This window comes from Fimbriimonas ginsengisoli Gsoil 348 (assembly GCF_000724625.1).
GTDB classification, from domain to species: Bacteria; Armatimonadota; Fimbriimonadia; order Fimbriimonadales; family Fimbriimonadaceae; genus Fimbriimonas; species Fimbriimonas ginsengisoli.
On the sequence record NZ_CP007139.1, the window covers coordinates 3,445,402 to 3,468,358 of the forward strand.

The 22,957-nt window shown below is 62.4% G+C and carries 17 protein-coding genes and 3 tRNA genes; 6 read left to right on the forward strand and 14 right to left on the reverse strand.

All coding sequences use genetic code 11. The features are described 5' to 3' along the window. Positions 1-128 precede the first annotated feature (128 nt). From OP10G_RS15540 to OP10G_RS15550, 3 genes are all read right to left on the reverse strand, one after another. Positions 129-539, reverse strand: coding sequence for a YybH family protein (locus OP10G_RS15540; RefSeq protein ID WP_038475521.1), 411 nt, complete (start codon positions 537-539; stop codon positions 129-131). A gap of 168 nt (positions 540-707) precedes the next feature. Further along, positions 708-783, reverse strand: a tRNA-Phe gene (locus tag OP10G_RS15545). Between the two features lie 11 nt (positions 784-794). Continuing rightward, positions 795-870: transfer RNA gene (locus tag OP10G_RS15550), tRNA-Asp, on the reverse strand. A 103-nt stretch (positions 871-973) separates the two neighbouring features. Here OP10G_RS15550 and OP10G_RS15555 point away from each other — a divergent pair. Then, entirely contained in the window at positions 974-3,697 is a 2,724-nt protein-coding gene (locus OP10G_RS15555; RefSeq protein ID WP_025229515.1) for a GH92 family glycosyl hydrolase, read from the forward strand. Here the strand turns inward: OP10G_RS15555 and OP10G_RS15560 are convergent, their stop codons facing one another. Both OP10G_RS15560 and OP10G_RS15565 read right to left on the reverse strand, forming a co-directional pair. Continuing rightward, on the reverse strand, positions 3,698-4,402 hold the full coding sequence (locus OP10G_RS15560) for a type II secretion system protein (RefSeq protein ID WP_025229514.1): 705 nt from the start codon (positions 4,400-4,402) through the stop codon (positions 3,698-3,700). Between the two features lie 50 nt (positions 4,403-4,452). After that, positions 4,453-5,133, reverse strand: a complete 681-nt coding sequence (locus tag OP10G_RS15565) for a nucleotidyltransferase family protein (protein WP_025229513.1) — start codon at positions 5,131-5,133, stop codon at positions 4,453-4,455. A 659-nt stretch (positions 5,134-5,792) separates the two neighbouring features. Between OP10G_RS15565 and OP10G_RS15570 the strand changes: the two genes are divergently transcribed. After that, positions 5,793-6,521: a M15 family metallopeptidase gene (locus OP10G_RS15570; RefSeq protein ID WP_025229512.1), complete on the forward strand. Its 729-nt coding sequence runs from the start codon at positions 5,793-5,795 to the stop codon at positions 6,519-6,521. A gap of 116 nt (positions 6,522-6,637) precedes the next feature. On the opposite strand, the gene OP10G_RS15575 is transcribed toward OP10G_RS15570, so the two are convergent. The 3 genes from OP10G_RS15575 to OP10G_RS15585 all read right to left on the reverse strand — a co-directional run bounded on the left by OP10G_RS15575 (position 6,638) and on the right by OP10G_RS15585 (position 12,088). Next, positions 6,638-9,028, reverse strand: a complete 2,391-nt coding sequence (locus OP10G_RS15575) for a hypothetical protein (RefSeq protein ID WP_025229511.1) — start codon at positions 9,026-9,028, stop codon at positions 6,638-6,640. Positions 9,029-9,230: 202 nt separating this feature from the next. Then, the gene (locus OP10G_RS15580; protein WP_025229510.1) at positions 9,231-9,671 is read right to left on the reverse strand and encodes a hypothetical protein; all 441 of its coding nucleotides are present in this window, start codon (positions 9,669-9,671) and stop codon (positions 9,231-9,233) included. Continuing rightward, positions 9,671-12,088 (reverse strand): WD40 repeat domain-containing protein, encoded by a 2,418-nt coding sequence (locus OP10G_RS15585; RefSeq protein ID WP_025229509.1) that lies wholly within the window; start codon positions 12,086-12,088, stop codon positions 9,671-9,673. The genes OP10G_RS15580 and OP10G_RS15585 overlap by 1 nt, the downstream gene beginning before the upstream one ends. Before the next feature lie 235 nt (positions 12,089-12,323). On the opposite strand from OP10G_RS15585, the gene tkt reads away from it, so the two are divergent. The 3 genes from tkt (at position 12,324) to OP10G_RS15600 (ending at position 16,791) form a co-directional block, all read left to right on the forward strand. Continuing rightward, positions 12,324-14,315, forward strand: coding sequence for a transketolase (tkt, locus tag OP10G_RS15590; RefSeq protein ID WP_025229508.1), 1,992 nt, complete (start codon positions 12,324-12,326; stop codon positions 14,313-14,315). A 124-nt stretch (positions 14,316-14,439) separates the two neighbouring features. After that, the gene (locus OP10G_RS15595) at positions 14,440-14,841 is read left to right on the forward strand and encodes a GNAT family N-acetyltransferase (protein WP_025229507.1); all 402 of its coding nucleotides are present in this window, start codon (positions 14,440-14,442) and stop codon (positions 14,839-14,841) included. Between the two features lie 147 nt (positions 14,842-14,988). After that, positions 14,989-16,791 (forward strand): DUF2334 domain-containing protein, encoded by a 1,803-nt coding sequence (locus tag OP10G_RS15600; RefSeq protein ID WP_084179381.1) that lies wholly within the window; start codon positions 14,989-14,991, stop codon positions 16,789-16,791. A 3-nt stretch (positions 16,792-16,794) separates the two neighbouring features. Here OP10G_RS15600 and OP10G_RS26920 read toward each other — a convergent pair whose 3' ends face one another. From OP10G_RS26920 to OP10G_RS15630, 6 genes are all read right to left on the reverse strand, one after another. After that, on the reverse strand, positions 16,795-17,094 hold the full coding sequence (locus OP10G_RS26920) for an MGMT family protein (protein WP_025229505.1): 300 nt from the start codon (positions 17,092-17,094) through the stop codon (positions 16,795-16,797). Between the two features lie 124 nt (positions 17,095-17,218). Then, the gene (locus OP10G_RS15610) at positions 17,219-17,917 is read right to left on the reverse strand and encodes an NAD(P)H-dependent oxidoreductase (protein WP_025229504.1); all 699 of its coding nucleotides are present in this window, start codon (positions 17,915-17,917) and stop codon (positions 17,219-17,221) included. Positions 17,918-18,386: 469 nt separating this feature from the next. After that, entirely contained in the window at positions 18,387-18,818 is a 432-nt protein-coding gene (locus tag OP10G_RS15615) for a cell division protein SepF (RefSeq protein WP_025229503.1), read from the reverse strand. 10 nt (positions 18,819-18,828) lie between these two features. Further along, on the reverse strand, positions 18,829-19,485 hold the full coding sequence (locus tag OP10G_RS15620) for a YggS family pyridoxal phosphate-dependent enzyme (protein WP_025229502.1): 657 nt from the start codon (positions 19,483-19,485) through the stop codon (positions 18,829-18,831). 37 nt (positions 19,486-19,522) lie between these two features. Further along, positions 19,523-20,554: an L-threonine 3-dehydrogenase gene (gene tdh, locus OP10G_RS15625; protein ID WP_025229501.1), complete on the reverse strand. Its 1,032-nt coding sequence runs from the start codon at positions 20,552-20,554 to the stop codon at positions 19,523-19,525. Between the two features lie 17 nt (positions 20,555-20,571). Beyond that, positions 20,572-20,657 (reverse strand) — tRNA-Leu (locus OP10G_RS15630). Positions 20,658-21,116: 459 nt separating this feature from the next. Here OP10G_RS15630 and glmS point away from each other — a divergent pair. After that, positions 21,117-22,946 carry a glutamine--fructose-6-phosphate transaminase (isomerizing) gene (gene glmS / locus OP10G_RS15635; protein WP_025229500.1) on the forward strand — a complete coding sequence of 610 codons (1,830 nt, stop codon included), beginning with the start codon at positions 21,117-21,119 and terminating at the stop codon, positions 22,944-22,946. Positions 22,947-22,957: the final 11 nt, after the last annotated feature.

Below are 22,957 nucleotides of genomic sequence, written 5' to 3' on the forward strand. Positions count from 1 at the left end.
CCTGCTCCAAAGCCCCGACGGGTGCCAACGCCAATCTGGCATCGGCCGCGGGTAAAGAAGTGAGGGTAGAAAAGCCACGAGCCTAACCACCACGCTAGTCGTGGCTGGTGTTCTGAGCCATCGCCTCTTTACTTATCTGCAGGTTCCTCCGAAAGCCGGTCTGCGTGACGATGAATCAGCTTCCAGTCTCCATTTTCGCGCCGGAACACTTCGGTGACCCGCAGATTAAAAGGCACAGAGTCCGACTTTCCTTTCATCCGAGCCTTGGCCCACTGAATGCCGGTCCAGTAAGCGAGATCGCCCTGTGAGCCCATATGCATGACTTCAAATCGAGAGCTGCCACCCGGTTCAAAGTTCTTGGCGCCGCTCGCGTTGGCCGCGTTCACATGGTTGGCTCCTGTTACGCAATCCCCGCTCGGGCCAAATATCGTTGCTGGCTCATGCTGGGTCGAAATGTTGTGCAGGGGCCCGACCTCGCCATCTAAAAAAGATCGCGAAGCCTGTTCACGCTCCTTCATAAAGGAATCAAAGTCTTTCATGACCTCCACAAACGACCCGATAAGTCAAGCCGATGTTTCGTTGGTTAACTCGATGCCCCTCTCAGGCAGCGTTTGGTTCTGCCAGACGAATTGGGGGCTGAACGTGGCGGGATTTGGAAGCCAAAAGGGTCTCTGAGCGAACTCAGAGACCCTTTTCAGTTCAAAACGTGGTGCCTCAGACCGGACTTGAACCGGTGACCCTAGCATTTTCAGTGCTATGCTCTACCAACTGAGCTACCGAGGCTTGGGGTTGTATGGCGCGGAAGACGGGACTTGAACCCGCGGCCTCCGGCGTGACAGGCCGGCGCTCTAACCACTGAGCTACTCCCGCGAACAGAAGGGAAGTATGACGAGCCGTTCACCGGAAAGTCAAGACTGAGGTGAAACGGGCGAGCCGCCCGTGCCACGTGGCGGGGAACGGTACTCTTACGGGGATGCGCCGGCTTCTTTCCCTCGGCTTCCTTCTCACCTTCACCACAACCTTCGCCTCCGGACCCGCCGACTTCGCCGACCCACTCGTCGGGACCGACGGCCACGGCCATGCCTTTCCCGGCGCGCTCGTCCCGTTCGGAATGGTGCAGCTTAGCCCCGACACTCGGACCGACACCTGGGACGGCTCCTCCGGATACCACTACAGCGACCGGACCATTCTCGGCTTCAGCCACACCCACCTCTCGGGCACGGGAGTCGGCTGCCTCGGCGACATCATGCTCATGCCGACGGTCGGAGATCTAGCGCTAAACGAAGCCGGATACTCCTCCCCCTTCTCGCACAAGCGCGAGGTTGCCAAGCCGGGCTACTACCGGGTCTTTCTGGAGAAGCCCAAAGTCACCGCCGAGCTGACCGCCACGGCGAGGGCCGGCTTTCACCGGTACACCTTCCCCAAGTCCGACCACTCCAGAATCGTGCTCGACCTCCTGCACGGGGTCTCCAGCGAGCCCAAGGAGACCTACCTGAAGGTCGTGAACGGGACGACCCTCACCGGCTACCGCAAGTCCGGAGGCTGGGGCGGCGACCGAGTCGCTTACTTCGCGATCCGATTCTCCCGCCCGTTCGACCTAATCGAGATCGAGCAAGACGGCGCTTTGCGGCCCGGGGCGATGGAAGCAAAAGGGAAGGTCAAGGCGGCGATCAACTACCGGACCAAAGCCGGTGAGCCGATCCTCGTCAAGGTCGGCATCTCCGCCACCGGCATGGACGGCGCGATGAAGAATCTCGACACCGAGGTTCCGGGATGGAGTTTCACCGCCGTTAGGCAAGCCGCCGAAAAGAAGTGGAACGACGTCCTCGGCGCCGTCCAGATCCAGAGCCGTGATCCGAAGGTTCGGCGAACGTTCTACTCCAACGCCTACCTCTCCTATGTCGCCCCCAGCCTATTCAACGACGTCGACGGCGCTTACCTGGGGATGGACCACAAGGTTCACCGAGCCGCCAAATTCCAGAACTACACCACCTTCTCGCTGTGGGACACCTACCGGGCGCTTCACCCGCTCCTCACCCTTACCCAGCCGAAGCGAGTCGCCGACCTCACCAGCTCGCTGCTCGCCGAATATCGCGAATCTGGTCTGCACACTACGCCAATTTGGCCGCTTTGGGGTAACGAAACCTGGTGCATGATCGGCTACCACTCGGTCCCCGTCCTCGTCGACGCCTACGTCAAGGGGCTGCTCGGCCCCAACGCCGAGGCGGTCTATCGGGCAATGCGCGACACGTCGATGCAGAACTACAACGGGCTGAACACCTACCGGTCGCTTGGCTACGTCGCCTCCACCGCCGGCGGCCAGGCAACCTCTAAGACGATCGAGTACTCGGTAGACGACTGGTGCCTCGCTCGCATGGCAAGCTCATTAGGGCATAAAGAAGACGCCGACCTCTACTACCAACGCGCCGCCAACTACCGGAACCACTTCGACCGCACCACCCGATTCATGCGCGGCCGCAAAGCCAACGGCGCCTGGCGCGCCCCGTTCGACACCCGCGGCCTCGTAGGGGACGAATACACGGAGGCGGATGCCTGGCAGTACGGCTTCGCCGTCCAGCACGATATCCCCGGCCTGATCTCGCTCTACGGCGGCGACGCCAAGTTCGTCCAGCGCATGGACGAGATGTTCACCATGGATTCGCGGATCAACACGAACATCCCCGACATCACGGGCCTTATGGGCCAGTACGCGCAAGGGAACGAGCAGTGCCATCACCAGGCGTACCTGTACGATTACGCCGGCGCGCCGTGGAAGACCCAGGCTCGCGTCCGCAAGATCATGGCCGCCTTCTACAACGACACTCCGGCCGGGCAGATCGGAAACAACGATTGCGGCCAGATGTCCGCCTGGTACGTCTTCAGCGCCCTCGGCTTCTATCCGGTGAACCCCGCGAACGGGGTTTACGCCATCGGCAGCCCGGCCGTCGACCAGGCGAAGATAAGGCTCGACGGCGGAAGATCGTTCACCGTCGTAGCTGAGAATAACGGATCGAAGAACCCGTTCGTGCAGTCGGCGACCCTCAACGGAAAGCCGTTCAACCGCTGCTGGATCGGCCACCAGGAGATCCTCAAGGGGGGCACTTTGAAGCTGGTGATGGGTCCGAAGCCGAACAAGTTTTGGGGCGCCGCCCTCTCCGCCCGCCCTTTGCCGACGATGCCGGCCGGATTCCGGTACGCCGCGCTCCCCACTCCTTCGTCCGATAAGCCGGTCGCCCTCAAGCTGCCGATCCGCGTGGTCTGCGGGGAAGACGACACGATCGGGAACTTCGTCCCCGATCCCAAGATGATCGAGGGGATGACGAACCGGACCGATACTCACGTCGACACCAGCGCCCCGAACGCCGCCCCTGCTCGCGTCTATCAGAGCGAGCGGTACGGCCAAGACTTCACCTACCGCTTCCCAGTCCCAACCGGGCGCGCCTACACCGTTCGGCTTCACTTCGCCGAGGTATTCGGCGATGTGGCCGGTCAGCGGGTGGAAAACATCTCGATCAACGGCCGGCCGGTGTTGACGAACTTCGACCCGGTGGTCGCCGCCGGCGGCCCTAACCGGGCCGTCGTGAAGGAGTTCGCCGACGTCCGCCCAGGCAGAAACGGCCAGATCACCATTCGGATCCAGGCTGCCAAAAACAGCCCGGATCAGAATGCCAAGATCAGCGCCATCGAGATCCTGTAGCTACGGGGAATCGGAGATAAAGTCCGCGTTCGTCATCGAATTCGGCTTTCGGAATTTGGCGCTGCCATCATGGCGAAGCGTGACAAATCCGCCGTTGTGACGGACCGGGTAGTGGGTGTGCGCCGTGTCCGCCTTGGGAGGAAAAGGATTCCAAGGCGGGCCGGTAAAGCCGGTCCGGGTGTCCGCGCAGCCAGGGGTTCGGGCATGGTCCCACACCTGGCACACCGCCGGATTTTCCACCGCCGACTCCGGCTTGCCCATCGGTCCCCCGGTGATGTAGCTCATGGCGTAACCGACCTGCCACTTCGTCTCCATCGGACACTTGAAGATGGCGAGCGTCTTGTAATACGGCTCCAGAAAACCTGCCTTGAAGTTCGGATACGGCGCCGCCGCGTCGGGGGCGACGGAATTATCGAACGGCGCCCACCAGATTTCGTTCGGGCCGGTGTACGCCGTTGGATTCGACAGGTTAGTGCACAGCTCATCTCCCGCGCGGTCGGGGCAGAACCGGTGCCGCGGGTTCACCCCGTCGAAATCTCCCCGGTAGAGGGCGATGGCGAGGCCGATCTGCCGCAGATTGCTGGTGCAGCTCGACTGTTTCGCGGCCGCCTTGGCCTGCGAAAAGACGGGGAAAAGGATGGCCGCCAAGATGGAAATAATGGCGATGACGACGAGTAGCTCGATTAGCGTAAAAGCGCGTTTCATAGTCGGTTCCGAGGGTCGGGCACGCGGCCAGACATTCTAGAACCGCGGCATTACGACGTTGGCGAAGCCGATTTGGGCGGCCCGCGCGCTTCGCGGGGATCTTGCTCTGCCTCTTCAGGGTCAGCGGTAACGAGTTTGGGTACGAGGGCCTGGTAGTCGGCGGGAGTATCGACGTCGACGTTCGCGCCGTCGAAGCAAACCACCTCGACCGGTTCGCTGCCGCTCCGAACCAGGGCTCGAGCGCCCGTATCGCCGGAAAGGGCCAGCAGCCGAGGGAACTCCGCCCGCGCAAACGCGCAGGGAGCGCCGAGGACGCCATCGTACGAGCTCGCCACGATGGTTTTTTCGGCCTCTTCTATTCGGTGGGCAAGCGTCCGCAGGTGGTCGGGCGTGATGCGCGGCTGGTCGGCCAGCGCGATGACGGCAGCTTCGATGTGGCCGCTCAGAGCGGCCACTCCGGCGCGGATAGAGCCGCCCATCCCTTCCTGCCAGTCGCGATTCGTAACGAAGCGGACCTTCAGCCCTTGGAGTCGCTCCCGAACCGCCGCCGCCTCCGCGCCCAGCACGACGACGACCTCGGCCGCCCCGGAGGCAATCGCCGTTCGTACGGCGTGCTCCACCAGCGTACGACCGAGGTAGGGAAGTAGCTGCTTGGGCCGCCCCAGCCGCGCCGATCCGCCCGCCGCCAAAACGACGACCGCGAACGGCTTTTGGGCATGTACTTCGTTCATCGCCTGTCCTCCGGGAGGTTACCACCGCGCCTCGCCGCTGGAACGGGCTACGCAACCCTCGCGCCTAGTACGCCGCCCCTTCCGGAAGTGATAAAGGCCTTGGAAAGGGCCGAACGGGAATGGAGGGCGATCCACCCGGCGACGGTTAAGAATTCCCACGGCGGCTGAAAACTTCCACATCACGGGTCTCCCGATCCCGGAGGGATCAAAGAAGTTAGCCCCGGGTCGAAGACCCGGGGTAGGCGACGAGCATTTCCCGACCCCGGCAGGTGGTCGCAGAATCTACCGTCAGCCGAGAATCGGACGGAACCAGGTTCGAATCGTCCCTCCCCGCCGATTCGGCTTGATTCGCAACACTCACCGCGCAGAGAATGGGAGTTTGGCACCCGTAAATTCTCGGGCTATCTTCGATGAGGGCAGGACAGCTAAAAGGGTCTTCGACCCCTTCAGGGTCGGTCTTCGTGGGCTTCGCTACCCCGGGGTCGCGGGAGCGACCGCCGGGCTAATCTCTGTGATCCCTACGGGATCGGGAGGGATTTAGAGTTCTCTTCCGCGGGGCTAGACTGGGGGCTCGAGCCCTGAGCCCCCGAGCCTCCGCGAACCGGAACTGGCTAGACTATCGTAAAGGAACCATCGGTCGAAGGAGTCGTAGAAGCACGGTGAATAAATGGGATCGCACGAAAGGAAGGCCGGAGCCGATTCGACTGCTGAACGCGATCAAGGAACGGGAGAACGGGGAACCGCTGGTGGATGTGCGCGAGGCCGCGCCATCCCTCCGGATCCTACGCCCTCAGGTCATTCCATACGTCCGCAAAACCGTGGCCGAGATGGTCGAGCAGGCGGCCCGAGCATTACCCGAGGGGTACCACCTCGGTCTCGTGGAAGGATGGCGGCCGATCGAGAGGCAGCAGCGGATCTACGACTCGATGTGGAAATTCGCTCAGGAGGCGTTTCCCCATCGCGACCACGCCGCCCTACGCCGAACGGTTTGCCGCTGGGTCGCCCCGACCGATCAAAAAGCGCCCCCCGGCCACTGCACGGGAGCGGCGGTGGACGTTTGGCTCGTGGATGACGCCGGCGAGTTGATCGACGTCTCCTCCCCTTTCGACCGGTTCAAAGCCGCCCCGACTTACAGCCTCGGCTTAAGCGAGACTGCGGCGAGGAACCGCACGATCCTCGTCGATGCGATGCTTGACGCCGGCTTCTCCAACTGCCGCGACGAGTGGTGGCACTACAGTTGGGGAGACGCCGGCTGGGCCGTCCGGATGGACCGCTTGGAATGCGTCTACGGCCTCGCCCGCCTCGCCCCCGATCTCTACGAGGAGCTGGAACGCCTACACGAAGAGGGAATGAAAGAGCGCCAAAACCCGTTCCTTCCCCCGGTCTAACACCCGTGGCATGGGCTTCCAGCCCATGTGTATCATGCCCTTCTAGGGGCATGTGAATTCCGCCAAGGGCAGGATGCCCTTGGGACCCACTGGCTGGAAGCCAGTGCCACGATGGGCTACCGTCGCCCGTTAAGCGGCGGAAACAGGACCGGATCGGGCTGGCTGATGCCATTCGGCGTGAACGGGCGCGGGGTTAGGGTGATCGCGTCGATCGCGATCTGGGACGTGCCGCTGCCGAGCACCTGCACCCGAAGCTTGCCGATCGTCCCGGTCATCCGCGTCACTCCCAGCTTGTACCAGCCGAACCCCTCGCCATACAGACTGACTGGCGCGCCGGTCAGCGGCATCACTTGGCCGTTCACCAGAACCTGAACCTCGGAGCGGCGCTCCACCGGAACCGACGCCGCGATCCAGACATCCTGATCCGCCGTCGTTTTCACCGGAACCCGGTATTCCGCGTAGTATCCGTCCGCGCCCGGAGGAAGCGGGGTGCGCAGCACGAGCGCGGCCCCTCCGCTGCAGCCGGGCCAGTTCGGAGCCTCGCTAAAGTTCTGGTCGGGCGTTCGCTCGGCCTCGATCCAAGTCACGTCGCCGACCTTGGCCCCTAGGCGGTCGACCTGCACCCGCATCTGCGGGAAATTGCCGCCGGGGTTCCGGTCGAAGCCGCTCACGAAGTCCTTGAAATAAAGCCGCTCCTCGGTGATGTCGGTCAGCCGCTTCTCGGCGATCTGCATCATGAAATCGAACCTTAAGAGCGTCTCGGTAAACGCGAGGTCCGGTACTGGGATCTCGTCGGTTCCGGTAACGAGAGTGGGGAACTCGCCAAGGTTCACGTCGATCCCTCCCTTCGCGGTCTTCGGATTCGGGTCCTTTCCGTCCAGCGCCTGGAAGGCGACCCCCTTCGTATTGCCAAGCCGCAGTCGGTATCGTCCCGGTTGGCGCGCCCAAATCGCAAAGACGCTTCCGGACGGCGTGCTCATTCGGTAGCCGAAAAACATCGACCCAAGGTCGACCCGGTTTCCGTCCATCGGTGCGGGAAGCCACCACCGGCCGGCGGCGAGATGCTGCGCATTGGCGGGGTTGCGGGCGTTTTCCGGATAGAAGATCGCTTGGAGGGAAGTGTTGGCGAGGCTGAGATCGCCGAGCCGCTTCGCCGCTTCGTCCGCGACCGCTTTGGCCACCTTGGGTGAATCCGTTCGGACGAAGAAAGCCCGCGCGCCGAGCGAGCCAAGGTCGTCAAGCACCGCCGGCACCTGGGCCGCGGCATCGGCGCCCGCGCCGAGGTCGATGTCGGTCGCCGCGAGCCATCCCTTCGTCGTCCACCGGGCGACGGTGCTCGAGGCCCGGCTGGCCGATTCGATCAATTCACTGGTTGTGGCGCCTGAAGCGCGCATCCCGACCCCGTCGATGGCCGGGGCGGCGTTCTCATATGGCGCGGACCACCCTGCCCATTCCTGCACGACCGGGACATCCGCAACGCCCCGCACTGCCGCCACGAATCGCGAGAAGCGCCGAGCCCCGGCGGTGTTGACCACCTCGGCGATGTCGTTCCACATCGAGCTCCGCTTGTTCTCGCAAGCGTAAGCCCGCTTTGTCGCCGGATCGAAGACCATGCCGAGACCGCGCGAACCTTGCCAAAGCGGAACGAGGCGGGCAAGGTCGTCGAACGTGGTGAGATCGTTCGTCCCCAGCCCCCAACTTCGGGTTGCGGTGTTCACCGAGCGATACCGCCGCTCGATCAGGTCCCGAAGCTCCATTCGGAAGTAGGGGCTGGTGGGGACAAACCGAAGATCGCGACCAGGAAGAGACAGCGTATGCCCCATCGGGTCCACGATCCCGCGCAACCCTGGGCCAGGCGCATGTCGCTTCAAACTGGAGAGAAGCAGGTCGCGATGCCGGTCGAGGTCTTCCCAAAAGTCCGGCTGCTCGATGCTCGATGTTTCCGGGTAGACCAGCAGAACGTGCTCGGTGTCGCCGCCCGGCTTGGCGTCGTACGTCAGCTTCCCGTCAACGATCGGTACGTATCCGTTCGCTGAAACGGAACTGTCGCGTCGCGATGCGACAGCGACAAAAGCGCCGGATGCGCCGGGAAGCTCGACCGAGATATGGGTTGGTTTGGTAATCCCCGCGATCCGATACGCTTGCGGCTCCACCGCGACACCACGCGCCATCGGGGCGAGCGAATCGATCCGGATCAGGTAGCGCATATTGGCGCTCTTCAGCGCCGCGAACGTCTCGTCCCACCCGGCTCCGCTGGCCGGAAGGTCCACGATCACATCTTTAATTCCCGCCGCCGCGGCCCGAGCCACTGCCTCCGGGGTGCCGTCGATCCGAATCCCAACCGGAAGATACGGTTGCCCGCCCCAAATCAACGTGTGATTCTCGTTGAGGCTCCAAGGAGTCCCAGACCCCCCGGCCGGCACATAAACGCCATCGCGCTTCTGAGCCAGAGCGAGGAAGGGAAGAGTGGCAAGAACTGCCAAAGCGACGGGACGCAGGCTCCGCACGCCCTGAAGACTACCCGACCCCCCTTTTCCGTTCGGAAAAGGGGGAATATTGCGGCACGTTGAGGCGTTATCAGCCAGGTTTTCGAATGGGACGAATGAGTCTAATGGGACCCATGAGACCTATGTGTCCCATTAGACCTATGTGTCCCATTAGACCCATCCGTCCCATCGCCGCCCCGCCCAACGCCCCAACGCCAATCACCTACCTCTCCAGCGATAACATATAAACCACGTTCGCCTGCCCGTTCGGGCCCTTGGCGACGAGGCGGTAGGGGTGGGGTTTGGCGTCGACGTTCCAAATCGCCGTGTGGTCTCGGTAAACGGCGGCCGATTTGGACGAGCCGATGGTCGAGAACGGAACCGACGCCTTCGGCCGCACGAAGGCGGTCAGCGAGGTCAGACGGTCTTTCTTGAAACGGACAACGGCGGTTTGATAGGGGCCCGACTTCAGCGTCCAGACCACCATTTCTCCCTCGTCCTCCGCCTCGCGTCCTTCCTTTTCTTCCTTGGCCGAGGAGCCGAGCTTGTCCAGCTTTGCCCGGACTTGCGCCTCCTCCGCTCCGATCCGGAGACCGAGGAGGGGAGGCGGGGCGGCCGAAGCCGCCCCGGTCTGCGAGATCGCGAGAAGGATAAGGCTCGTCATTACGGCACCTTGTACACGGTTCCGCCCCGTGTCCCGTCGCGCCGAATAGAACCGCTTACCGACGTGTACGCTTGGCCTCGGAATCCGCAGAGCATCGACCCGCTACCGATTGGCGGTCCGTGGGTCACCAGCGGGTTGAGCGCCGCGATCGGTACCTGAACCGTGATCGTGTTGTTGGTCTTATCGATCGAGCCGGTGGCCGCGCCGACCTTCGTGTAGCTCATGGAACCATCCGGGAGGCGGGCTCCCGTTCCCCATTCGTAGGCGGCCGCGCCGGTAGCGTCGGTCGAGGCCTTCAGGTAGAACTGGTCCCCTGAGTCGGAAAGGCCGTTCGAATACTGCTGCGTGCCGTTGAGGCCCGCATACAGGGCGTTGGCCGTGAAGTTCATCCGCCAATTCATCAGCGAACCGAGCTTCGAGAGATCCGACACCTTCATTCTGGCCACGATCGCCCGGTCGGCCCCCGTCCCCTCCGCGGTGTACTTGATGCTCAGGATGTCGAGCGGATCGCGGTTTGGAATGACCGCGAGCAGACCGTTGGCGACGTCCATCGGGAAGTCGACGACCTGAGATCCGTCCGTCGAGAGCGGAGCGAAGGCGGGGAGGTCGGGACCTTCCTGCGGGGTCGGCAACGCCGTGCCGGAAATCCCTAGCCCCGTGAGCTGCCGGGTCACGAAGCAGTTGCCCGTGAAGTCGTTATGGTCGTCGGTGTAGCCAATAACGGCGGCGCCGAGCGGGTCGAACGAGATCTGGAAGTAATCCAGCAGGTTGCGATTGTGACCGGCGCCGGTGACTTCAAGGCCGCTTTCGCTGATTGGCCCGTAGTGGATGTAGTGGTCGCTCACCGGATCGAGGTGGATCGTGGGAGTGTCCGCCGTCGCATTAAACGTCTGCGCGTAAAACACTTTCCAGGTCGCGGTGTCGTTATTCGCCGGACTCGCCGTTCCGTAGTAAACGATCCCGACGCTCCCCGGAACGGGGCCGGTCGCCATCCACGGCATCATGCAGGTGACGTTGTTCGGACCGTTGTTCACCCGCACCGGCAGACTCCAGGTCACCCCCTTGTCGAACGAGTGTTTCAGATAGATGTTCTGCCCGTTCGAGTAGCAAACGTACAGCGTTCCATCGTCCGCCACCTTGGTGACGAAGAAGATATGGGCCACTCCGTTCGGGTCGCTAGCGGCTTGGCGAACGGTGTAGCTAAGCGGCTCGCCTGTGACCGGGTCGGGAATGCCCACCGCGATCTGGCCGTTGCTGCCCGCGATGTAGACGGTTCCGTCGCGCTTATCGACGGCGATCGAACCGGCTTGGCCGATCTGGCCGGCCGTCCGGGCCGGCCCGTACGTTAGACCACCGTCGGTCGAGCGCTGAATCATCGTAACGGCCGGTTCGAGCGTCCGGTAGAACATGTAGACCGTCTTCGGGCCGAAGAACTCGAGCCACTGCCGGTCGTCGGCGGGGACGCCGCCGGTAACGTTGCCAATCGGATTCAAGGTGAACGAATTCCCTAGATCCTGAGATCGCGCCGTCGAAATATTCGCGGCGACCAGGCTGGAAAAAGCCAGGTTCGGCACGTTGTTCGGGCCGTCTCCGCCAAATCCGACCGCCAAATCGACGTCTCCGCCGCCGTCCGCTCCGAGCGAAGCCACATCGAGGCCGGTAAAGCTATCGGGCTGACTGCGGTAAATCGGGTTCCGCATCTTCGGGTCGTAGCCGCGGCTTCCGGGCCGGAGGTCGAAGTACCACAGGTCGACCCCCGCCGGGACTCCTCGGATACCCGCGATGTAGTGATTCCCCTGAGCATCCGTTCGGCTGCTCGGTTCGCCGTCGGATTCGGTGACCGGTGCTTTAACGGTTGTATTACTGCTAAACGACATCCCGAGCCGCCCGTAGATCGCGTTCCGAGTAGGAACCGTCGGCATGGGGATGACCGTCGCCGACCCCTTGGGTTGGTCGATCTGCGGGGTGACCGCGTAATAGACGATGTGAACGGTGTAGGTTCCGGTCCCACTCTTGGAAGGATCGATCGTCGCCTCCTCCTTCGTTCCGGGTGCGCCGGTACCGGAGCTGGCGACCACGGGACCCGCATTCGAGTCTTTGTGGATGTACAGGTCGTAGTCGTTAACCTGGTTCGTCCACTCCGCTTTGATGTCGATTAGCCGCTTTGCCGCCGCCCAGTCGGTGGGGGTACCCGAAACCACCAGCGAGAAGGTGTCGCAGTTAACGCCATCGACGCAGGCCGCTTCATCGGCGCCACCGGTGCCGGTAGCCGTACCGGTCCATTTCACCGAAGTTCCGGTCGGGCCAAGCGAGCCGTTAGATGGGTTGGCGCCCAGCGTGAGAAACGAAAGGGCCGCGAGGGCTCCAAAAAAAGACGCGCTTCTATGCGCGTAGGAAAGCCGAGGTGTAAATCTCATCTGTGTGTGGCCACCTTAGGTGGGCCCCAATGCACCCACCGCAAAATTGCTTCCTTGAAGATTTGCGACATTCCCGAGTTCGCACCCTTGGGGCAAAGGGCCTAAGGGGCTAGCGGTTGGCGGTTGGCGGTAAGCGGATCAGAGCCTCGGATGTGGTGCGGCTTGGACCCTCTCGTCCGGTCTGCTAACCGCCAACCGCTAACTGCTAACTTGGTCGGCGGGTAACCTGCTTGGCATGGCCGTTGCGACTCAGACCATTGAAGAGCTTTCGATAAATGCGATCCGCGCCCTGTCCATGGACGCCGTTCAAGCGGCCAACAGCGGCCACCCCGGACTGCCGATGGGCGCCGCGCCAATGGCGTACGCACTCTGGCATCGGCACCTATGCCACAACCCGAAAGATCCGAAATGGTTCAACCGCGACCGGTTCATCCTCTCCGCCGGCCACGGTTCGATGCTCCTTTACTCGCTCCTCTACCTCTCGGGCTACGACCTGCCCCTGGCGGAGATTAAGCGGTTCCGCCAGCTCCACAGCCAAACCCCTGGGCACCCCGAGAACGTTTTGACTCCCGGCGTGGAAATGGCCACCGGCCCGCTGGGACAGGGGTTCGCCCATGCCGTCGGGTTCGCGATCGCCGAGCGATGGCTCGCCGCGACCTTCAACCAGCCGGGCCACAACCTGGTCGATCACTACACCTACGTCATCTGCTCCGACGGCGATTTGATGGAAGGGGTCTCCTACGAAGCGTCTTCGCTTGCCGGCCATCTAAAGCTCGGAAAATTGATCGTCCTGTACGACGATAACGACATCTCCCTCGACGGCCCGACGTCGCTCTCGGTGAGCGAGAACCACGAGCTGCGCTTCCGTGCCGCGGAGTGGCATGTCCAGCGCGTGGATGGAATGAACGTGGACGCGGTAGATCAGGCGATCCAGGCGGCGCAACAGGTGACCGACATGCCGTCGATCATCATGTGCAAGACGATCATCGGCTTCGGCAGCCCGAATAAGCAGGGAACCTCCAAATCGCACGGCTCCGCGCTCGGACCGGACGAGGTGAAGCTCGCCAAGCAGAATCTGGGCATTCCGCTCGAGCCCGACTTCTACGTCGCGGACGCCGCCCTCGAGCATTGGCGTCAGGCCGTCGATCAAGGCGAGAAGCTCCAACGGGAATGGGCGCACGCCCTCAACGAATATGCCGCCGAGTTTCCGGACGAGGCAAAGCGGTTCCGAGCCCTCCTCGTCGGCGAATTCGGCCGGGACTGGCTCGATGCGTTGCCGGTCTTCACCGATGAGAAGCAGGCGACCCGAAAGGCGAGCAACACAGTGATTAACGCGGTGGCCGACAAGCATTTCGGCCTCTTGGGTGGAAGCGCCGACCTCTCGGAGAGCACCCTTACCACTCAGAAGAGCTCCGGTCAGTTCACCGCCGACAACCCTTCGGGGCGGAATGTTTTCTTCGGCGTGCGCGAGCACGCGATGATCGCCGCCGTCAACGGCATCACCCTCCACGGCGGCGCCCACGGTTACGGGGGTTCGTTCTTTACCTTCACCGACTACTGCCGCCCCTCGATCCGCCTCGCCGCGTTGATGGAGTGTCCGTCGACCTACGTGTTCACCCACGACTCCGTCGGTTTGGGCGAAGACGGCCCGACCCACCAGCCGGTCGAACATCTCACCGCCATGCGGTCGATCCCCAACCTAAACGTCTTCCGCCCCTGCGACGGCAACGAGACCTCCGCCGGTTGGAAGATCGCCCTCGAATCGAAGCGAACCCCGACCCTGCTAGTCTTGTCCAGGCAGAACCTGCCCACCCTCTCCTCGCAGGACGTCCGAAATCACCCGGCCGAGAAGGGAGCGTACATCCTCCAGGAAGCCGCCGGAGGAAAGCCGCAAGTGATCCTCATCGGCACCGGCAGCGAGGTTTCCACCTGCGCCGCGGCAAAGGCGCTTTTGGACGCGGAAGGAATCTCCGCCCGAGTTGTCAGCATGCCCAGTTGGTGGCTCTTCGCCCAGCAATCCAAGGAATATCAAGCCTCCGTCCTCGGAACCGGTATCCCCCGCGTATCCGTCGAAGCCGGCTCGACCCTGGCCTGGCCCCGCTACTCCGACGTCCAAGTAGGTATCGACCGCTTCGGCCTCTCCGCTCCTGGCGAAGAGGCAATGAAGGAGTTCGGTATCACTCCGGAGAACGTCGCAAAGGTGGCGAAAGAGGCGTTGAGGCGTTGAGGCGTTGAGGCGTTGAGGCGTTGAGGCGTTGAGGCGTTGCCAGCTTGCTGCTTTACCCTTTCCCAACGCCCAACGCCCAACGCCCAACGCCCAACGCCCTAACGCCCATCAGCTTCCCAAACCCATGCTTCAAATCCACGAAGGACTCGACCGTATCGACTTCGAGACCGTCCACGGCTGGCTGGTGAATGCCTATTGGAGCGAGGGGATCGACCGGGCGACCGTTGAGCGTGCCGCCCGCAATTCGTCCCTCGTCATTGGCGCGTACGACGGCGACACGCAGGTCGGCTACATGCGAGTCGTCTCGGATCGGGCGCGCTTCGCTTGGATTGCCGACGTGTATGTGGCTGAAACCCACCGAAAGCGAGGTATCGCGAAGCAGATGCTGCGCTACGCGCTCAGCCATCCCGAGCATCAAGGTCTACGCCGATGGGTGCTCGCCACCCGCGACGCCCACCCCATTTACGCCGAGTGCGGCTTCGTCCCCCTGCCCGAACCGGGACGTTGGATGATGCGCCCAGGTTAGGCGAAACCTGTACCGCAAAAGGGTTACCTGGATCGGGTGACCCGTAGATGGGTTCCCCTAAAACGTGGCTGAATATCCGTTGGAACAGCTACGTACACTTAACCGTTCTAATGACGGCTGTCCGGCCCCTGGGACAAGCAATTAACCATGAAATTTTTGGGATCTCTACTACTTTGCGGCATAGCCGCCGCCGGTGTTGCCCAAGTTCGACCGGGTCTTCAAGTGAAGAAGCTGAGCCCGTTAGGGCCTGGGACAAGGTTACCGATCGAGGCGCTAGGCCAGAGGGGAATCAAATTCTCGCCGTTGACTCCCCAGCAGATGGCGGAGTCCAAGCAAGTTATTCGGGCTAACGGTTGGTTCGGTGCTCCGAGGAGCCCGCTGGACGATTTCGACCACGAAAGCCCGACGACCATGTTCGCGGACTATCTCGAGCACGGCCCGAGAGCCGCCGCTCCTCCGACCGCTCTGGCAACCCGGCCGCCGGCCCTGGTTTTGTACGATTCCGCCGGATATTCCGGCTTCGTCGGCAACCTATACGCCCGGATGCTTGCCAATACGCTCTCGAATTCCAAGACCCCGGTCTATGTGATGCCGGTCGAGAATTACACCGCCGGCGCCATGGCGGGATACGCCGAGACGTTCTACTTGGGAACGGTCTACAACAACGCGCTTCCCGCCGCTTTCAAAGCGGACGCCCTTTCCACGACGAAACCGCTGTGCTGGATGGGCTACAACCTTTGGCAAATCGCTTGGACGGCGGACTGGACGGCCAGCGACCCGGCCTTTACCAACAAGTACGGGTTCACCTTCAGCTACATCGACTCCACATCGATGCCGCAGATCGTCTACAAGGGTCAAACACTCGATGGCGATCAGCTCGCCAACGGCTTGGGTCGAGTGTCGATCCTGGATACCGCCAAGGTTCAGGTCTTGGCGACCGCTCAGACGACGGACGGTTCGAACTCGCTTCCCTACATGTTGAAGGGCGGCAACCTCTACTACGTCGCCGACGATCCACTTCAGGATAGTTCGGCGTGGCTGCGTAGCGACCGCTCGCTGGCGTTCGAAGACGTGCTGAACGACATCATCGCCTTCACCCCGGCGACCCAGCGCCAAGCCCTGCTTCGAATCGAGGACGTTCACCCGCAGTCCGATCCGAAGATGCTTCGAAGCATCGCCGACCTCCTCTACGCCGAAGGCGTGCCGTACGTCGTCTGCGTGATCCCTCAATTCGAAGACCCGCTCGGCGACTGGAACGGCACTCCCCTCTCCACTTCGCTGAAGAGCGCAACCGCGGTGGTTAGCGCGCTGAAGTACATGCAGAGCAAGGGTGGCCAGATCATCATGCACGGCTACACGCACCAGTACTCCAACGTTCGCAACGCCTATTCGGGAGTGAGCGGAGACGATTACGAGTTCTACCGCGTGAATGTCGACTCAAACGGAAACGCCATCATCGTAGGCCCGGTGGCCGAAGATTCGGCCGCATGGGTGAAGAATCGGATCACCCTCGGCCTCAACGCCCTCGCGGGTGTGAAGCTGACGGCGACCGGCTGGAACACTCCGCACTACTTGGCTTCGCCGGTCGACTATCAAGAGTTCAAGAACCGGTTCCAATACAGCATGTGCCGCGGCAAGATCTTCGGCATCGACCCGCAGGGTCGGCTGGCGTGGGTTGAGCAGGAAGCTCCTTACCCCATCACCGACGACTTGGGCGGTATCCGGCTTCCGGAGACCCTCGGTTACGTGTCGACGCCCGAACTGGGAACCGTCGGAGCTCTGCCCGCAGACCTGGTTGCCAAGGCGCACAAGCTGAAGCTGGTCACCCGCAACGGCTACGCCAGTTGCTTCTTCCACTGGTTCCTGCCCACTTCGATGCTGCAAGAGCTAGTGCGTGGAATCAAGAACGAAGGGTTCGTGTTCAAGACCGCTTCGTCCACCCTGAACTAGCGCTCACAAGAGATCCGGATCGATAAAGGCCGATGGGGACACGGTGTCCTCGTCGGCCATTTCCGTTTTTTCGTTTTCCAGCCGCCGCCGCTGCGTCTCCGCCGCGACCGGGTCGCGCTTCGCGACCACCATCTTCCCGTGCCGGTCCACCACCCGCCACCAAGGCACATCCGGCGGACAGTTCGCCATCATCCGCCCCACGAGGTAACCGCTCACCGGCCGCGACAACGCCGCCCCAAGCGCCCCATAAGCCGCCACCCGCCCCCGCGGAATCTTCTTTACCAGCTCCCAAAGTTCGTCCACGAGGTTATTGTGTCCTGACGTGGCACTGGCTTCCAGCCAGTGGGTCCCAAAGGCATCCTGCCTTTGGCCCAATTCACACGACCAGGATGGTCGTGATACGCATGGGCTGGAAGCCCATGCCACGCTACTTGCGTCGCAGGCGTTCGTCGAAGTCGCCCAGATCGGGCGGCGGGATCGCCGCCTCCGACTCCAGCCCGCGCAGCCGTGCTTCGAAGGAGGCGAGAATCGCAGCCCGGCTCTCTGGCTCGGCGTAACTGGCGCCGAATGCCACGAACGGTTCCAAAACGTCGAACCCCGTGTAGTGGAGAATGCCGTGATGGAGCGGATAGACGATCCTGGCAATGTCGCCCTGTAGGCCGTCGGCGGAATAAGCCGTTGCCGGACCGCCGGTCGTAAACGCCAGCATGGCCCGCTTCCCTCGGAAAACCCCTTTGCTGTACCACCGCCCGCTCCCGTAGGCGAATCCCGCGGCGAAAACGCGGTCGACCCACCCCTTAAGGATGGCGGGGAAGCCGTACCACCAGAGAGGGAAGACCAGAATCAGCAGATCGGCCTGCGCAAGCTTCTCCATCTCCAAGCGAAGGTCGGCCGCGAAAGACCCGGCAGCGGTGGCCCGCTTCTGCTCCGTCTCGTAGCCGAAAAACTCAAGCCGGTCGTGGTCGACGAAATCGTGCCACCCCGGCACCGGGTTGAACCCCATCGAATACAGGTCCGAGACCTGCACCTCATGCCCCTGCTCGGTTAACGTCTGAACCGCCGCGTCTCTCAACGCACCAGTAAAACTCCGCGGCTCGGGGTGGGCGTAAACGACAAGGACATTCATAGCGATCGACGGCAGCTTAGAAAATACCGCCAAAGCGCCGTCGCCGTCCGAGGTTCGTCCTCGTTGACGCAAGCCCAGCCGCCTCGCGGGACTTTCAAATCATTACTGAAGGAGTCGGCAAAACCATGCGAGTTCGCTTGCCACGTGCAGCCAGTGGGGAGGTCAGCCCCTATCCCGAAGGGATTTCGTCCCCCCAGCGAAGGGTTGCGAGGCACGAGCTACCCTGGTATCATCAGCCGCCAATTTCTACCCCAACGGGGTTGAGTCCGGACTCAACCCCAAGGGGTAATGCCATCCAGTTTATCGAACGAACCTTCCGTCCGGAGTTAACACAAAGACACGAAGGCACAGAGACACAAAGATCCAGTAGCCGAGAACTCCGTGCCTTCGTGTCTCTGTGCCTCTGTGTTTGTATTCTCCGAGGGTTCGCCAGGGCAAAAACTGGATGGCATTACCCCGTTGGGCTGGATTAGTTCCGTAGCGCGTTGACGCGCGGGGTGGGAGGGGCGAGCTCTACGTAGGCGTTGGACGGGACGATGAGGTAGACGTGCTCGCCGACCTCTTCCCAGGTCCCTTCCTGCGCGAAGTTGACGCCGCACATAAAGTCGACGATCTTCTGGCGGGTGACCGGATCGGTCGCCGAGAGATTCATGATCTGCTGCTCGCCGCGCTTCAGACCGTTTGCCGCCGCCATCGCGTCGTCGAACGATGTGATCTGTCGGCGAACCGTCACCGTGTATCGGTAATTCTGGCGAAGTTGCGAAGCCGCGACCGCGCTGGTGCGGTCATGCATGACCGGGGCCGCCTCTTCCTCCATGACTTCGTACTCTTCGGTACGAGTAAACATGCCGGTAATACGGCCGAAAAAACCAGGCTTGTCCTGGATAACCATCTCTTCCATGATTCGTCTCCTATCGCGCTCCAAATAGCGCCGTACCAATTCTCACGTGGCTCGCTCCCTCTTGGATCGCCACTTCGAAATCCCCGCTCATTCCCATGCTGAGCCATTGGCCGCCGAGCCGAGCATTCTCTTCGCGAAGCTTCCGAAAAATCGGACGCATCTCTTCTGGATTGTCGGTCGCCGGGCCGATCGTCATCAGGCCTCGGAAACTTGCTTGAGGAAAGTCTAGGAGTTTTGCATGGAGCAGGTCAAGAGCTACAGGAAATATGCCTGATTTTTGCGCCTCGTTAGCGACGTTCACCTCGATCAACGCATCGACACGGCGTCCTGCTTTTGCGATCTCCTTGAGCTGTGCTTCCGACTCGATCGTGTGGATGACGTCGAAAAGCTGTGCGACCCGCTTCGCCTTGTTCGATTGAAGCTTTCCGATGAAGTGCCAAACGATATCCTCCGGCAACGCCTCGATCTTCGGCAGCGCCTCCTGTAGTCGGCTTTCCCCAAAGTGCCGATGCCCCAGGTCGTAAGCCGCCCGAATCGCGTCGACCGGAAACGTCTTCGAAACCGCAATCAGAGTAACGGACGCCGGATCCCGGTCTACCGCCTCTGCCGCTTGCGCGATTCGGGAGTAGATCTCTGCAAAATTAGCGGAAAGATGCCTCCAGTCCATACGCCTCTCCGAACCGCCAACTGCTAACCGCCAACCGCTAACTTTCGAACGTAAACACGACCTTGCCCGCCTGTCCCGCCTTCATCAGCTCCATCGCACGCTGGAACTCCGTGTAGTGCATCTGGTGGGTGATGACCGGTCGCAGGTTCAGCTTGCCGCCCTCCAGCAGCTCGCCCATCTGGTCCCAGGTCTGCCAGATCCGGCGGCCGACGATCCCTTGGAGGTCGATCCCTTTGAAAATCAGCGCGTTGATGTCCACAGTTTGCATGGAGTTTCCATACAGGCCGAGAAGCGAGATGCGCCCCCCGGGTCGGGTGCACTGCACCGCCAGCTCCAGAGAAGAAGGGTGCCCCGACATCTCCAGCGTCGCGTCCACCCCGCCCGGCGCTTCCTTCTCGATCCGCGAGCAAAGGTCGCCATCCTTGGGCGACAAAACGAGATCGGCTCCCACCTTATGGGCGAGGTCGATCCGGTAGGGCGAGATCTCGGTGGTGATCACCTTCGCTGCTCCCGCCGCCTTGCAAACCGAAACGGCGAAGAGGCCGATCGGGCCCATTCCGGTGATCAGGACCACCTGATCTTTGAGCGGCCCCGCCATCGCCGTGTGCACCGCATTGCCGAGTGCGTCTTGGAACGCCGCGATCTCGCGCGGCACCGACCGGTTGGTCGGTCGGGCGTTCTGCGACGGGATCACCGCGTATTCGGCGAACCCGCCGTCCACGTCGACCCCAAGGATCTTGGTGTTGACGCACACGTGCCCCTGGCCGTTCAGGCACTGCTTGCAGTGGCCGCAAACGATGTGGCTTTCGCTGCTGACGAAGTCGCCGACCGCTCGGTCGAGCACCCCTTCGCCGACCTCGACGATCGTTCCGCAGAACTCGTGGCCGATGATCGTCGGCGGCTTGATTCGGGAGGATGCCCACGCGTCCCAGTTGTAGATGTGGAGATCGGTGCCGCAGACGGAGGCCGCCTCAAGCTTGATTTTGACCTGTCCGTGCCCCACGCTGGGCTCCGGTACCTGGACGATCTCGACCCCAGGCTCAGGTCGCACTTTCGAAATTGCTCTCACGTTATGGGCAGCTCCGCTGGTGCCGGGAGCGGGATTCGAACCCGCACTGAGTTTCCCCAAACGGTTTTTGAAACCGCCGCGTCTACCGTTCCGCCATCCCGGCGCGGTAAGAGAGGATACCTTCCCCAACGTCCGTCCGGCGCGGCAAGTGCCAGTAGCGTCGGCGCCCCCGCCGATGATCCGGTATCCCCATGCGGACCGCAGAGCTCCCGCTCTGTCCTTACGTCGAAAGGGGGAGGCGCTCCGCGCCTGCGAAAAGCGCGAAGGGCTTCGCGCACTCCCAAAGCGCTTCCCGCCGCCTGGGGAGGTGAGGGATTACGCTTCGTCTACCATCCGCTTAACCTATCTCAGAAATAGGTCACTTACCAGTCTTGCTCGGCCGGGAGGTTGGGGTGGGCGAGTCAGGCCCGCCGGACCGCTGCTCTCCAGAGCGGCCCCTCCCGAGGGCGAACGTGCGTTCGCCATCATCGGCAAGGGGGCCGACGCTACGGGCGAGCGGTTATTTCCTTCGGAATGGGCGGGGGACCTAAGGAAGCCGCGTCGGTCGGCTAAAATTGCTAGCATGTGTGGAATTGCCGGATATGTCGGACCTCGGAATGCGGTCGAGATCGTTTACGACCAGCTTAAGAGGCTTGAATACCGTGGGTACGACAGCGCCGGCGTAGCGTATTTGGACAACGGCCATATCGAGGTCGTAAAGCGCGCGGGCAAGCTGAACGAGCTGCACAAGCTGCTGGAGCAGACGCCACGGAAGTCGGAGCTGGCCATCGCCCACTCTCGCTGGGCCACGCACGGCGGGCCGACCGACGCCAACGCGCACCCGCACTACGACGCGTACGAGCGGATCGCGATGATCCACAACGGGATCATCGAGAACTACCTCGACCTCCGTGAGGAGCTGATCGCCAAAGGGCACAAGTTCCGGTCGCAGACCGACACCGAGGTCGCGGCTCACGTCATCGGCGAGGAGTACGAGAAGGGAGTGCCGATCGAGGAGGCGGTCCGTAAGGCGTGCCTCCGGCTCCGCGGCGCCTACGCGCTCGTGGTGATTAGCAACGTCGAGCAGGAGAAGATCGTCGCCGCGCGGAATGCCAGCCCGCTCGTTCTCGGCGTCGGCGAAGGCGAGAACATGCTCGCCAGCGACATCCCCGCCCTCCTCCCCTACACCCGTGAAGTCGTCATCATGGAGGAGGATTGCGTGGCGACGATCACGCGAACCTCAGTCTCCATCGTCGATCTCGACGGGCGCGAGCAGCCGGTCAAACCGATCCACATCGACTGGGACATCACCTCCGCCGAGCGCGGCGGCTACGAGCATTTCATGCTCAAAGAAATCCACGAGCAGCCGCAGGTCATCCGCCAGGCGCTCGCCGGACGCATCGACGAGAAAGGTCGCGTTCGCCTGGAGCAGGTGTTCAACGAGCACGTTTGGACCGAGATCGACCGGGTCAACATCATCGCCTGCGGCACTGCGTACCACGCGGGGCTCATGGGCAAGCACCTCTTCGAGAAGATCCTTCGACTGCCGACCGACGTCTACCACTCGAGCGAATTCCGCTACGGCGATCCGGTTCTCTCGCCACGTTCGTTGGCGATCTTTGTGAGCCAGTCGGGTGAAACGGCCGACACGCTTGCCGCGCTTCGTCTCTGCAAGCAACGCCGGATCCGGACCCTCGGCGTCGTCAACGTCATCGGCTCCAGCATCGCCCGCGAGTGCGACAAGACGATCTTCACTCAGGCCGGTCCCGAGATTTCGGTTGCCAGCACCAAGGCATACACCGCACAGGTCATCGTTCTCTCGCTCCTGGCGCTCTACATTGCCCAGGTTCAGGAGATGCCGGGCGTTCGGGTGGACGAAGCGGTCGCGGAGCTGACGAAGCTCGCCGAGCGGGCCGAGACGTGTATGGAGCTCGAGGAGCAGATGAAGGGGATCGCGGACATGTATCGCAACATGCCGCTCTGCTTCTTCCTCGGCCGCGGCGCCGATGCCCACGTGGCACTCGAGGGCGCATTGAAGCTGAAGGAGATCGCCTACATCCCGACTCAAGAATCGCCGGCCGGCGAGATGAAGCACGGACCGCTGGCGCTGGTTCAGCCCGGTGTCGTCGCGATGTTCGGAGCGACGGAGCCCGACCTTCGAGACAAGGTCGTTAGCAACATGCAGGAAGTGAAGGCCCGAGGCGGCACGATCATCGCGGTCACGACCGACGACGATACGGTCACCTCGCGCGCTTCGGACGATGTGATTCGGGTCCCGACTTGCGTCTACCCGTTCATGTCGGCCCTGCTCTCGATCATTCCGATGCAGTTCTTCGCCTACCACGTCGCCCGGCTCAACGGCTGCGAAATCGACCAACCGCGAAACCTCGCCAAGTCGGTCACCGTCGAGTAAAGCGCCCCTGG